The sequence below is a fragment of the Lentzea albidocapillata subsp. violacea genome, from assembly GCF_900100275.1.
In the GTDB taxonomy this organism is placed as follows: Bacteria; Actinomycetota; Actinomycetes; order Mycobacteriales; family Pseudonocardiaceae; genus Lentzea; species Lentzea violacea.
The window spans coordinates 286,181-298,552 of record NZ_FNET01000006.1; the positions used below are offsets into that span (position 1 = coordinate 286,181).

At 71.6% G+C, this 12,372-nt stretch carries 13 protein-coding genes; 9 read left to right on the forward strand and 4 right to left on the reverse strand.

Features of this window, described 5'->3' with window-relative positions; all coding sequences use genetic code 11:
* The first annotated feature begins 5 nt into the window (after window positions 1-5).
* The gene (locus BLR21_RS16600; protein WP_256334723.1) at window positions 6-470 is read left to right on the forward strand and encodes a hypothetical protein; all 465 of its coding nucleotides are present in this window, start codon (window positions 6-8) and stop codon (window positions 468-470) included.
* The gene (locus BLR21_RS16605; RefSeq protein WP_090006712.1) at window positions 467-919 is read left to right on the forward strand and encodes a hypothetical protein; all 453 of its coding nucleotides are present in this window, start codon (window positions 467-469) and stop codon (window positions 917-919) included. Before BLR21_RS16600 ends, BLR21_RS16605 begins: the two co-directional genes overlap by 4 nt.
* On the opposite strand, the gene BLR21_RS16610 is transcribed toward BLR21_RS16605, so the two are convergent.
* The 4 genes from BLR21_RS16610 to BLR21_RS16625 are packed head-to-tail and all read right to left on the reverse strand — an operon-like array spanning window position 906 to window position 4,700.
* Complete coding sequence (locus tag BLR21_RS16610; protein ID WP_036016296.1) at window positions 906-2,048, reverse strand: VWA domain-containing protein; 1,143 nt, start codon at window positions 2,046-2,048, stop codon at window positions 906-908. The two genes, BLR21_RS16605 and BLR21_RS16610, sit on opposite strands and share 14 nt — an antisense overlap.
* Window positions 2,045-2,677 (reverse strand): IclR family transcriptional regulator, encoded by a 633-nt coding sequence (locus BLR21_RS16615; protein WP_090006713.1) that lies wholly within the window; start codon window positions 2,675-2,677, stop codon window positions 2,045-2,047. Before BLR21_RS16615 ends, BLR21_RS16610 begins: the two co-directional genes overlap by 4 nt.
* Window positions 2,677-3,840 carry a fumarylacetoacetate hydrolase family protein gene (locus BLR21_RS16620; RefSeq protein WP_090006714.1) on the reverse strand — a complete coding sequence of 388 codons (1,164 nt, stop codon included), beginning with the start codon at window positions 3,838-3,840 and terminating at the stop codon, window positions 2,677-2,679. The genes BLR21_RS16615 and BLR21_RS16620 overlap by 1 nt, the downstream gene beginning before the upstream one ends.
* The gene (locus BLR21_RS16625) at window positions 3,837-4,700 is read right to left on the reverse strand and encodes a hypothetical protein (RefSeq protein ID WP_051771048.1); all 864 of its coding nucleotides are present in this window, start codon (window positions 4,698-4,700) and stop codon (window positions 3,837-3,839) included. Before BLR21_RS16625 ends, BLR21_RS16620 begins: the two co-directional genes overlap by 4 nt.
* A gap of 81 nt (window positions 4,701-4,781) precedes the next feature.
* Here BLR21_RS16625 and BLR21_RS16630 point away from each other — a divergent pair, with 81 nt between their 5' ends.
* From BLR21_RS16630 to BLR21_RS16655, 7 genes are read left to right on the forward strand one after another with little or no spacing between them, the layout of a single operon-like run.
* Window positions 4,782-5,954 carry a homogentisate 1,2-dioxygenase gene (locus BLR21_RS16630; RefSeq protein ID WP_090006715.1) on the forward strand — a complete coding sequence of 391 codons (1,173 nt, stop codon included), beginning with the start codon at window positions 4,782-4,784 and terminating at the stop codon, window positions 5,952-5,954.
* Window positions 5,955-5,987: 33 nt separating this feature from the next.
* A complete protein-coding gene (locus tag BLR21_RS16635) occupies window positions 5,988-7,151 on the forward strand; it encodes an SWIM zinc finger family protein (protein ID WP_143027743.1) in 1,164 nt (387 codons plus the stop codon).
* Window positions 7,148-7,465: a hypothetical protein gene (locus BLR21_RS41660; RefSeq protein ID WP_143027744.1), complete on the forward strand. Its 318-nt coding sequence runs from the start codon at window positions 7,148-7,150 to the stop codon at window positions 7,463-7,465. Before BLR21_RS16635 ends, BLR21_RS41660 begins: the two co-directional genes overlap by 4 nt.
* Complete coding sequence (locus BLR21_RS16640; protein ID WP_090006717.1) at window positions 7,462-8,889, forward strand: DUF5691 domain-containing protein; 1,428 nt, start codon at window positions 7,462-7,464, stop codon at window positions 8,887-8,889. Before BLR21_RS41660 ends, BLR21_RS16640 begins: the two co-directional genes overlap by 4 nt.
* The gene (locus BLR21_RS16645) at window positions 8,886-9,971 is read left to right on the forward strand and encodes an ATP-binding protein (RefSeq protein WP_218130889.1); all 1,086 of its coding nucleotides are present in this window, start codon (window positions 8,886-8,888) and stop codon (window positions 9,969-9,971) included. The genes BLR21_RS16640 and BLR21_RS16645 overlap by 4 nt, the downstream gene beginning before the upstream one ends.
* Window positions 9,964-12,129 (forward strand): DUF5682 family protein, encoded by a 2,166-nt coding sequence (locus BLR21_RS16650; RefSeq protein ID WP_176929660.1) that lies wholly within the window; start codon window positions 9,964-9,966, stop codon window positions 12,127-12,129. The genes BLR21_RS16645 and BLR21_RS16650 overlap by 8 nt, the downstream gene beginning before the upstream one ends.
* Window positions 12,126-12,341: a hypothetical protein gene (locus BLR21_RS16655; protein ID WP_090006719.1), complete on the forward strand. Its 216-nt coding sequence runs from the start codon at window positions 12,126-12,128 to the stop codon at window positions 12,339-12,341. Before BLR21_RS16650 ends, BLR21_RS16655 begins: the two co-directional genes overlap by 4 nt.
* The last annotated feature ends 31 nt before the right edge of the window (window positions 12,342-12,372 follow it).

Below are 12,372 nucleotides of genomic sequence, written 5' to 3' on the forward strand. Positions count from 1 at the left end.
GACGGGTGGTCGTGCCCAACAAGCCGTCCACCGAGGTGACGGCGCTCGACGATCGGTGGACCCGGCACTGCGTGGACCGGGCGAGCCGCCGTGCCCTGGTGTGGACGGTGCTCGCGGGCGCGGCCTTCGCGCTCCAGTTCGTACTGGTACTGATGTGGTCGTGGTCCTCACCGGTGGCGCTGGTGCTGCTCTTCTTCGCCGCGGCCGTGCTCTGGTGGGTGACACGGAAGCGTCCGGTGCGTTTACCGGAAGGCGAACCGTGGCATTTCGCCCATGTGCAGTGGGAAGGAGGGCGTCTGGTCGTGTTGTCGTCACCGCCTCTGTTGCTGACCTTGAGCGTCGGTCCTCTCCTGCGCGGACGGATCGCGCGTCACCGGCGTGTGTGGTTCGTGCCACCGGATCCGGCCGGAAACACCTTCGTCACGTTCCGAGGAGTACCGCGGTTGATCCCGGCGCGTGCGCAGAGATGATCATCGAGAACTGGAGCGACACCTGCCTTGCGCGGGCGGACCGGCGGGCGGTCGGGCACATCCTCTTCGCGCTCGCGGTGCTCGGCGTCGTGTTCTTCATCGGCTGGCTCTGGCTCATCGTGCTGTCCGTCCCCGTGGTGCTGGAACTCGCCGCGCCGGGGTTGCGGCACTTCCTGACTCGCCGCGGCACCCTCGAGCTGATCGAGCGGTTCCCGTGGCGTCCGGTGTCGGTGAGCTTCGTGGCGGGCCGGCGCATCGGGCGGCAGGCGTACCTGCGGGTCGAGGACTCGGAGAAGCACCTGCGGCTGCCCGAACTCCCCGAACGGGCGCGGGTTCTCGTGCGGCACACCAGGCGGATGTGGATCGCCGGTCCGGACGAACGGGGGCGTGTCGTCGCGATGACGCGCGGGCTCGCGTTCCTCACCCGCGGCCGGGTCATCGACCGGTAGCGATGCCTTCGGCCTCGGCCCACTGCGTGAGGTCGTCCTTGCGCAGCGCGGCCGCCAGCAGTTCGGGGAACTTGTCCGGCGTGCAGGCGAACGCGGGCGCGCCCAGCGCGTGCAGCTTCGCGGCCAGTTCGTGGTCGTAGGCGGGTGTGCCGGAGTCGCTGAGGGCCAACAGGTTCACGACCGTGACGCCGCTCGCGACCAGCTCGCGGACGCGGCGTTGCAGCTCGGTCTCCGAACCGCCCTCGTAGAGGTCGCTGATGATCACGACGACCGTGTCGACGGGCCTGCGGACCTGGGTCTGCGCATAGGCGACCGCGCGGTTGATGTCCGTGCCGCCGCCGAGCTGGGCGCTGAACAGCAGGTCCACCGGGTCGCTGAGCTGGTCGGTGAGGTCCGCGACCTCGGTGTCGAACACGACGAGCTTCGTCGAGATCGACCGGATGCTCGCGAGCGCCGAACCCAGCACCGCCGCGTGCACCAGGGACTCCGCCATCGAGCCCGACTGGTCGACCAGCAGGATCACGTCCCGCATCGCCGCCGTCCGGCTGCGCCTGCGGTGCCCGATCAGGTCCTCGACGATGACGGTCTTGTGCTGTGGCTGGTAGTTCTTGAGGTTCGCCTTGATCGTGGTCGCCCAGTCGACGTCCTGCAGCTGGGGGCGGCGGGTGCGCCTGGACCTGTCGACCGCGCCCCGGACGGCCTCCACGAGCCGGTCCGTCAGGCGCTTCTCGATGTCCTCGACCACCTTCCGCACCACGGCTTTCGCGGTGTCGCGGGTGCGGGCGGGGATGGCGCGCGAGAGTTGCAGCAGGGTGCTGACGAGGTTCACGTCCGGCTCGACCGACTGCAGCAGTTCGGGTTCGAGCAGCAGCTGCTTGAGGCCCAGCTTCTCGACCGCGTCCCGTTGCATCACCTGCACGACGGAGGTGGGGAAGTACTTGCGGACGTCGCCGAGCCAGCGGTGCAGCTGCGGGGAGCTGGCACCGAGGCCGGCACCGCGATCACCGCCACCGCCGTACAGACCCGTGAGCGCGCCATCACGCCGTTGGTCGTCCTCGCCGAGCTCGGACACGTCTTCCGCGCTCGGACCCAGGAGCAACCGCCAGCGCCGTAGCCGCTCTTCGGTCATTTGAGCGCGGCCGCCACTTCTTCGGCCGCACGCACGACGTGAGGGCCGATGACGTCCGGGTCGAGCTTCTCCAGCGCCACGACCCCGACGGACGCCCTGAGGCCGGGCACGCCGCGCACCGGTGCCGCGACGCCGTACGCGTTCGGCTGCAGCTCACCCGCCGAGACGACCCAGGGCTCGCCCGGATGCGAGATCGCCTTGCCGGCCGCCCCGCGGTGCACCGGGTGGCGGGAACCCACCCGGTACGCCACGTGGAAAGCGGTCCACGACGGTTCGACGACGGCGACGGCCTGGGCCTCGGTGCCGTCCGCGACCGTGAGGTGTGCGGTGGCGCCGACCTTCTCGGCGAGCTCTCGCAGCGCCGGGTTGGCCGCCATGCGCAGCTGGGGGAGGACGTTGGAGGCGAGACGCAGCACGCCCAGGCCGAGCCTGACCTTCGAGCCCTCCCGGCGCACGAGACCGCGCGCCTGCAGGGGCACGAGAAGCCGGTACACGGCCGCTCTGGACGCGCCGATGGCCACGGCGAGCTCCGAGATCGACGGTGCCTCGGACTCCGCCTCAGCGACCGCCTGGAGCAGCGCCAGACCCCTTTCCAGGGTCAGCGAGCTCTCCTTCGTCGCTCCGACCATCACGCACTCCGAACTGTTCCCACCACCTCGGCGAGACCGACCACGGAGCCGCCCTCACCGGGAGCGGTGGCGGTCAGCCTGACCGTGTCGCCGTCCTCCAGGAAGGACCTCGTGGAGCCGTCGTCGAGCTTGAACGGTTCCTTGCCACCCCAGCTGAGTTCGAGGAACGAGCCACGCTCGTCCTTCTCCGGTCCCGAGACCGTGCCGGAGGCGAACAGATCACCTGGGCGCACCGTAGCCCCGTTCACCGTCATGTGTGCCAGCTGTTGCACAAATGACCACGACATCTCGCGGAACGGAGGCCGCGCGACGATCGTGTCGTTCAGCTCCACGGTGATCGTGATGTCCAGGCCCCAGGGCTGGTCGCACGTCAGGTAGTCGTGCAGCTTGTTCGGCAGCGGCGGCGTCGGGACGCGTGCAACTGAGAACGCCTCCAGCGGCGTGATCCACGCGCCGATCGACGTGGCGAACGACTTGGCCAGGAACGGGCCGAGCGGCTGGTACTCCCACGCCTGGATGTCGCGCGCCGACCAGTCGTTGACCAGCGTGACGCCGAAGACGTGCTCGGCGGCCCTGCTGGTGGACACGTTGGCCGCCTTCGGGCCGCCGCAGACGAAGCCGACCTCGGCCTCGATGTCGAGGCGTTCCGACGGCCCGAACTTCGGGCCCTCGCTGCCGCGCTTCTGGCCGTTCGGGCGGACGATCTCCGTGCCGGAGACGTACACCGTGCCCGCGCGGCCGTGGTAGCCGATCGGGAGGTGCGTCCAGTTCGGCGTGAGCGCGTCGCCGTCGGGGCGGAACATCTTTCCGACGTTCTCCGCGTGGTGCCTGCTCGAGTAGAAGTCCACATAGTCGCCGACCGTGAACGGCAGCTTCGCGGTCTCGATCCCGACGAGCTCCGCGCCCTTGGGGGCGGAACTCGACTGGACGATCTCCTTGAGCTTGGCGCGCAGCACGCTCCAGATCGGACGCCCGGCCTTCAGCAGCGGGTCCAGCGAGTCCTCCTGGACGTACTCGCTGCACTTGCCCAGCGCGAGGCTCCGCAGGAGCAACGCGCGGTCGCCGACGCGGACGGCCACGCCCCCGTCGACGACGCCGTAGGGGAGGGTCTGCGGTCCGAACGGCCGGTCCTCGGTGAAGTTCGGGTCACTGATCCAGCTCACAGCAGGCCCAGCCCCTCGAGGTCGGTGACGGGTTCGGAGAGCGAGCACGAGCCGTAGCTCGCGAACACGCCTCGCACGGCGTGCGCGGCCTGGTCGCTGAGCGCCTTGGCCTCGGCGGTGAGAGCCTCGGCGTCGGTGCTCGCGAGCGCCTCGCGGACGTCACGGCCACTGAGGGACCGCGCGGTGGCCACGAGGAGGTTCAGGAAGCCGTGGTGGGTGAAGCCCTGCTCGTCGGTGTGGCGGACGGCCCTGTGCAGGCCCGCCGTCGCCTTGAACGCGACGCCGCCGCCGCTGACGACGGTGAGGAAGTCACCGACCTCCTCGACGCTCGGGAAGTTCTCCTGGGAGAGCCCTCCGCAGCGCAGCTTGGGCCAGCTGCCGTGCTCGATGACCCGGCGGACGCCGTCGAGCCACTCGGCACCGCCGCGGCGGGGTTCGACGACGCGGATGACGTCCTCGGGGACGAACTCCGACACGCGCTCGAGCCACACCTCGTCCACATCGGACGGTGCGGGCATCTCGACCATGCGCAGAGCCAGGAGCTCGCTTCTGCTCTCGACGATCGACACGGCCTTCGGCACGCCGCCGAGGCCGGTGTCGATCACGAGGCTCAGTGCTATCGGTTTGGCCGGCTTGACCTTGATCAGTTCGGTGATCAGCTCGGCGAGACGGGAGGCAGGACAGAGGAAGAGGCCCATGACGCCGGAGAAGTCGCCGACTCGTCCGTCGAGGTGACCGCGCACCGCGTCGGGCATCGACGCGTTCCCCGGAGGGAACAGCGCGGCATCATCCACAAGCCTCGCGAGCAGGGGCGGAGTACCGCGCGGACCGGGCGCACGGAGTTCGACAGCGCTTGACACGGCTGACACGCTAGCCGTGTACCGCCAACTGAACAAAGATGTCCGATAATCGAACGTCTTGGAAGGACCCGGAGAGCACTCATGGCTTACTACCGCCAGGTGGGAGAGATCCCCCGAAAGCGCCACACCCAGTTCCGCAAACCGGACGGTGGCCTCTACGCGGAAGAACTCATGGGAGTCGAGGGGTTCTCGGCGGATTCGGCCCTGCTCTACCACCGGTACCTGCCCACCGCGATCGTCAACGCGGAGACGGTGAAGGACGAGCGCGGGACCGCTTCCCCGAACCTGCCGCTGAAGCCGCGGCACTTCAAGACTGGTGCGCTGACCTGGGCTTCTGACGAGGTCGACGCGGTGACCGGGCGGCGCAAGCTGTTCTCGAACCCGGACGTGACCATCGGTTTCGTGGTGGCCAACGCGCCGTCTCCGTTGTACCGCAACGCTTTCGGTGACGAGCTGCTGTACGTGCAGGCCGGTTCGGGCGTCATCGAGACGATCTACGGGGCGTTGACGGTCGGCGACGGCGACTACGTCGTGATCCCGACCTCGTGCACCTACCGGGTCGTGCCGTCCTCGCCGATGTCGTTGCTCGTGCTGGAGGCGACCGGGCACGTCGGGCCGCCCAAGCGCTACCTGTCCAAGGCCGGCCAGTTCCTGGAGCACTCGCCGTACTGCGAGCGGGACATCCGGGGGCCGGAGGAGCCGTTGCTCGTCGAGGGCACCGATGTCGACGTGCTCGTGCGGCACCGTGCGGGGCTCACGCGTTTCACCTATGCGAACCACCCGTTCGACGTCGTCGGCTGGGACGGGCACCTGTACCCGTGGGCGTTCAACATCCGCGACTTCGAGCCGATCACCGGCCGCGTGCACCAGCCACCGCCCGTGCACCAGACGTTCGAGGGCCCGAACTTCGTCGTGTGTTCGTTCGTGCCGCGCAAGGTCGACTACCACCCGCTGTCCGTGCCGGTGCCGTACAACCACGCGAACGTCGACTCGGACGAGCTGATGTTCTACGTCGGCGGCAACTACGAGGCGCGCAAGGGGTCGGGCATCGGCATCGGCTCGCTGTCGCTGCACCCGTCCGGCTGCACGCACGGCCCGCAGCCCGGTGCGGTGGAGGCGTCCCTGGGCGTCGACTACTTCGACGAGACCGCGGTCATGGTGGACACCTTCCGCCCGCTGGAGTTGGGCGAGGCGGCGGAGGCCTCCGAGGACCCGGCATACGCGTGGACGTGGGCCCGTCGCGGTCCGGCCTGATTTTCTGTCGGGGGTCCTCGCTAGTTTGGTCTCGTGAGGACAAGAGCCGTTCCGATGCGCTGGCAGGGCCTGGGCAAGGCCCTGCCGGTGCTGTGGGGCCTCTACACGGGCTCCGGCTCGATGCCGTACCGCGTGTGCGTCGACCTGGCCGCGGGCTCGGCCAAGTGCACCTGCCCGTCCCGCAAGTTCCCCTGCAAGCACGCCGTGAGCCTGCAGGAACTCGACATCCCGGACGCCCTCCCGCCCGACTGGGTGGAGGAGTGGACCACCCGCCGTGCCGCCCGCGAGCTCGACTCCTCACCCGAGGCCGCCGCCCGCCGGGTGCGTGCCCGCGAGAAGACGGCGGCGAACCGAGCCGCCGCCATGTCCGCGGGCATCGACGGCCTGCGCGACTGGCTCCTGGACGTCGCCTCCGCCGGCATCGCCTCCCTGCCGGGCCGCCCCGCCTCGTGGTGGCAGGCGTTCACCGCCCGCATGATCGACGCCCAGGTCCCCGGCGTGGCCGGCGCGGTGGCCGAGATCCAGGAGATCGTGGCGCGCTCGGGCCCCCGCTGGACCGCCGACGTGGCCGACCGCCTCGGCGGCCTGCACCTGCTGTGCTTCGTGCAGCCACGCACCCGCCTGGGCGTCACGGTCCCCGAGGAGACGGTGAAGGCCACGCCGGGCATCTCCGACCGCTGGGTGGCCCTGCTGCGCCTGGAGACCGACGACGGCCGAGTCCGCACCGTCCGCCAGTGGTGCTGGGGCCGCCGGACGTCCCGCTGGGTGGTGGCGATCCGCCACTCCGCCGTGGGAGCCCCCGTTCCGCTGCTCCCACACGGCCTGGAGTCCTCGGCCCTGGTCCACCCCTACCCGGCCTCGGACCGGGTGGCCCTGGGCGAACTGGAAGGCTCCCGCACCCCGGACCCGGTCCCCGCCCCGCAGTCGTGGCGAGCGTCCCTGGCCTCCCTCGAACCGATGCTGACCGCCGACCCGTGGCAGCGCCTCTTCCCGCTCGGCTGCGCCTCGGTCCGGCTGCACGGCTCCGCCCTGGTCGACTCCTCCGGCCACGGCCTGCCCGTCCGCGACGACACGGGCCTCGACATGGCCCTGGCGCTGACCGGTGGCCTCCCGTTCGACGCCTGGGGCCTGTGGGACGGCCACGCACTCCGGCTGGGAGCGGTGTCGCTGGACGGCACCCTGGAGGTGGTTGCGTGACCACCACGCCCGACGTCCCGCGCCGCCGCACCGCACCGACCTGCTCCGAGGGCGCGCGGCCGCATCCACTCGCCCGTCAGGCCGTTCGCCCACCTGCCGACGCTGTGCCACCGCACTCCGCTCACCGCTGGGCTTGCCGCCCACCGGCCGAGGCCGCCGCCCCCTTCCACACCATGGTCGTGCCCGCTCGCCCTCACCACACCCCGGCCGCGCCACCGGCCCGCTTCCTCCCCGCACCACCAGCCCGCCCCCGCCCCCACCCCACCGCCGCCACGCCACCCGCCCACCCCCGCGACACCAGGGAGGCGGCGTGAAGGCCGAGTGGTCCAAGACCGTCCAGGACCTCCTCATCGGCACCACGAGAGGCGGCGGCGACCCGACGGCCCTGCTGTCCGACTGCGCCGCCCTCGGCGTGGCCGCGTTCGGCGCCACCCTCCCGCAGGAGGCCACCGCCGAGCCGTTGCCGCTCGCCCCGCCCGAGTCCGCCGCCCTCCCCAGGCCGGCCGCCAGAGCGGTCCTGGAAGCGATCATGAGCCTCGACGACGAGGTCCTGCTCACGGAGTGGTGTGCCCTCGCCAAGGCCAACGGCGTCGTGGCCGAGCACCGCATGCTCCCCGCCCTGCTCGCCCTCGGCACGGCCCGCCCCGGTCTGCGGGCCGCGGTGGTCGAGGTCCTCGGCACGAGGGGCCGCTGGCTCGCGAACACCCGCCCCGGCTGGTCCTGGGCGAGTGGCACCGCCCCGCTGGTGGACGAGGTCCCGCTCGAAGAGATCCTCGACCTGCCCAGCGCTCAACGGGTCCGCGCCCTGCGCCGCAAGCGCAAGGCGGACCCGGTGCAGGTCGGCGCGTTCATCGCGCGGGAGTTCGTGGAGTCCCGTCGCTCGGCCGACCGCCAGGTGCTGATCAGCGCACTCGAGACCGGCCTGGGCCCGCAGGACGAGCGGCTCCTGGAAGCCGCGCTCGACGACAAGGCGGCGGCCGTCCACGACGAGGCGCTGCGCCTCCTGCGCAACCTGGGGCGCACGCGCCTCGCCGCCCGCGCGGCACACCGCCTGCGCCACGGTCTCCGGCTGACCGCGGACGGGCTCGACGTCCGGCCCGACGAGCTCTGGACCGGGCAGGCCGACGAGGCCGAGCTGCGCGACCTCATGCGCGACGGTTCCGAGAAGGGTGTGGCCGGTCGCATCCGGGCCGCCGCCGCGAGTGTTCCGCCGTCGTACTGGACCGCGACGCTCAAGGCCGACGACGCCAAGGCCGCCGGCATCCTGCGGAGGGGGCCGTGGGCCGGCGCGCTGCTCAGGGGGGTCGCCGACCAGCTCGCCGCGGCGAAGGACCCGCGTCCGTGGGCTGTCGCGGCCGCCGAGACGCTGACCGGCATGGAACAGCTGGAGATGCTGGCCGCGTTGCCCGCCGAGGTCGCCGAGCAGGCGGTCGTGGCGGTGTCGAAGGGCTGGCACTACGACCTGCTCGACCATGCCTGCGCCCAGCTGCCGGCACCGTGGTCGCCGGAGACGACCCGAGCGCTCCTGCACCGGTACGCGGCGCTGCCCGATCCACGCTGGCGGTCGGGGCGTCCGCCGGCGGTGTTGCTCGCGCGGGGTGACGCGGACCTGCTCGGCGCGAGCTGGGAGGCTCTGACCCGTCGCTGGCCGGAGAACTCCCTGGAACTGGAGATCCTCCGGCTCCGCATCCGCCTGCGCGAATCGTTCGCTCCCGCACCGCCCCAGGAGGCCCAGTGACCGCCGTGCTCAGGCCGACGGCCGAACAGCAGTACGCCGCCGAGCTCGAGGCCGTCGCGGCCCAGGACGACCGGCAGCGGCCGCCCAACTGGCTGCTGTCCCCGCGGGCCGTGGTCACCTACGTCCTGGGCGGCACGCTCGGCGACGGCACCGTGATCTCGCCGAAGTACGTGGGCTCGCGCAGGCTCGTCGAGGTCGCGGTGGGCACGCTCGTCACGGACCGGGCGCTGCTGCTCGTCGGCGTGCCGGGCACGGCCAAGTCGTGGCTGTCCGAGCACCTCGCGGCGGCGATCAGCGGCAACTCGACGCTGGTGGTCCAGGGGACGGCCGGCACGAGCGAGGACCAGGTCCGCTACGGCTGGAACTACGCCCGCCTCATCGCCGAAGGTCCCAGCGAGAACGCCCTCGTGCCGAGCCCGGTCATGAAGGGCATGCAACAGGGGTCGGTCGTTCGGGTCGAAGAGCTCACCCGCATGCCGTCCGAGGTGCAGGACTCGTTCATCACCGTCCTCAGCGAGAAGTCGCTGCCGGTGCCGGAGCTGAACTCGCAGGTCCAGGCCGTTCCCGGCTTCACGGTCATCGCGACGGCCAACGACCGAGACCGCGGCGTCAACCAGATGTCGTCGGCGCTCGCCCGGCGCTTCAACACCGTCGTGCTGCCGCCGCCCGCGACCGAGGACGCCGAGGTCGAGATCGTCCTCACCAGGTCCCAGCAGCTCGGCAAGGCGCTCCAGCTGCCCGCCGAACCACCCGCGCTCGACGAGGTGCGCCGCGTCGTGCGGATCTTCCGCGAGCTGCGCAACGGTTCCACTGTGGACGGTCGCACGCAGCTGAAGAAGCCGAGCGGCAGCCTGTCCACCGCCGAGGCGATCTCGGTCATCGCGAACGGCATGGCGCTCGCCGGCCACTTCGGCGACGGCACGCTGGGCGCGGACGAGCTCGCGAGCGGCCTCATCGGGTCCGTGATCAAGGACCGGGTGTCGGACGCGACGGTCTGGCAGGAGTACCTGGAGACGGTGCTGAAGGAGCGCGCCGAGTGGCGTGACCTCTACCGGGCCTGCCTGGACGCCAGCGGTGACTGAGCCGGTCCTCCTCGGCATCCGGCACCACGGCCCCGGCTCGGCCCGGATGGTCAAACGAGCGCTGGAGCAGACGAGCCCGGCGCTCATCCTGATCGAGGGGCCACCGGAGGCCGACGCGCTCCTCGAGCACGTCCACGCCCTGACGCCGCCGGTCGCGATCCTGCTGCACGACGAGGCCGAACCCGAGAGCGCGGCGTTCTGGCCGTTCGCGGAGTTCTCGCCGGAGTGGCAGGCGCTCAGGTACGCCAGCGAAAACGGCACCACAGCACGGTTCTTCGACCTGCCGGCCGCGGCGTCCATCGGCGACGACGGCCCGAGCGGCAACGTCGACCCCATCGGCCTGCTCGCCGAGGCCGCGGGCTTCGACGACCCGGAACGCTGGTGGGAGGACGTGGTCGAGCACAGCGCGTCGGACCCGCTCGACCTCGCGGGCGCCATCGCCGAGGCCATGGTCGCCGTGCGCGCGGAGTTCGAAGCCGAAGTAGGCGTACGCACGCTGCGGCGAGAGGCGTTCATGCGCCAGACGATCCGCAAGGCGCGCAAGGAGACCGATGGCCCGATAGTCGTGGTCTGCGGCGCCTGGCACGTCCCCGCACTGCTCGCCACACCGACCGTCGCCGCCGACACCGCGCTGCTCAAAGGCCTGCGCCGCCGCAAGATCTCCGGCACCTGGGTCCCGTGGAGCCACGGTCAGCTGGCCGCCGAATCGGGTTACGGCGCCGGCATCGACTCCCCAGGCTGGTACGCGCACCTCTGGCAGCACCAGGCCGACGTCGTCCCACGCTGGTTCGCCAAAGCCGCCGCCGTGCTCCGGGAAGAAGATCTGCCGGCGTCGACGGCGAGCGCGGTGGAAGCCGTCCGGCTCGCGGAAACCCTTGCCGCACTGAGGGAACGCCCGAGCGCGGGCCTCAGCGAGGTCAACGAGGCAGCACTCGCCGTGCTCTGCGGCGGCGAGGAGATCCACCTCCGGCTGGTCCACCGCAAACTCGTCGTCGGCGAACGCCTGGGCGAGGTGGGCGACGCCGTCCCGCGCTCACCGCTGGCAGCCGATCTCCTGCGCCTGCAACGCAAACTCCGCCTGCCCACGGACGTCCAGCCCAAGCAGCTCAAGCTGGACCTCCGCAAGGACACCGACCGCGAACGCTCGAAACTCCTGCAGCGCCTGGAAGTTCTGGGCGTGCCGTGGGGCAAGCCGGACCGTTCCAACTCCCTCGGCACCTTCGCCGAGGTCTGGCAACTCCGCTGGGACCCGATCTTCGCGGTGTCCGTGGCCGTGGCCGCGCGCCACGGCACCACCGTCCACACGGCAGCCGAGACCGTCCTCGTCCAGGCCGCCAAGGACGCCACGCGAGTGGCCGACGCCGCCGCGGCCCTCACCAAGTCCGTGGGCTGCGAACTCCCCGCGGCCGTCACCGAGGCCCGCGACGCCCTGGACCGGTGCGCCGCGATGGCCACCGACGCCCTCGAACTGCTGGCCGCCCTCCCCGACCTGGCCAGGACGGTCCGCTACGGCTCGGTCCGGGGCACGGATCCGGAACTCCTGCGGGTGGCCCTGCACGGCCTGCTCACCCGAGGAGCCGTGGGCCTCCCGATCGCCTGCCGCAACGTCGACGACGAAACGGCGGAACACGCCCTGCAGGTGGTGGACGGCGCCCACGAGGCCACCCGCCTGGCAGCCGACGACGACCACCAGACGACGTGGTGGCGAGCCCTGCACGCCCTCGTCAAGGCCGAAGCCCACGGCCTCCCGACGGGCAGGGCCACCCGCCTGCTCTGGGAAGCCGGTGAACTGACCAGCGACGCCGTGGCCGCCCGCCTGCACCGCTCGGTCGCCACGGCGTTCGTGGCCGGCTTCCTGCGCGGCTCGGCCACCCTCCTGGCGGCGGACCCACGCCTCTTCGGCCTCATCGACGAATGGCTCAGCGGCCTGCGCGGCGAGTCGTTCGACGACGCCCTGCCCCTGCTCCGGCGAGCCATCACCGACTTCACGCCGGCCGAGCGCCGCCTGCTCGGCGAACGCGTCGTCGCGGGCGAGACCCCGCAACCGGCCGCCGACGACGAGTGGGACCTGGAGATCGCCGAACGCCTCGCGGCCCACGTCCGCGGGCTGATGGCCGGAGTTTCACGACCGCCGGATCCGCCGACCCCAGAGACGTGACCGCACCGGAAGAAGACCGCCTCGCAGCTTCGGACGAGGACCGCCCTGCCGCGTCGGGCGAAAGCCTCCTCGCCACCCTGCCGGACGAAGGCCGCCTCGACGAGACCCAGCACCTCATCGACGAGGCCAAGAAGATCGCCCACGACCTGCGCGAAGAGGTCCCGGACACCGGTTCCGAGCCTCCCCGCGACGAAGGCTCCCCGGCGAACTAGCGCCGGTATCGAAGTCTGACCGCCAGACTTC

Excerpts from the sequence above, each read along its gene's own strand:
- BLR21_RS16615 (WP_090006713.1), bottom strand. The coding sequence starts at position 2,677 with ATGGTCGGAGCGACGAAGGAGAGCTCGCTGACCCTGGAAAGGGGTCTG.
- BLR21_RS16605 (WP_090006712.1), top strand. The coding sequence starts at position 467 with ATGATCATCGAGAACTGGAGCGACACCTGCCTTGCGCGGGCGGACCGG.
- BLR21_RS16630 (WP_090006715.1), top strand. The coding sequence starts at position 4,782 with ATGGCTTACTACCGCCAGGTGGGAGAGATCCCCCGAAAGCGCCACACC.
- BLR21_RS16610 (WP_036016296.1), bottom strand. The coding sequence starts at position 2,048 with ATGACCGAAGAGCGGCTACGGCGCTGGCGGTTGCTCCTGGGTCCGAGC.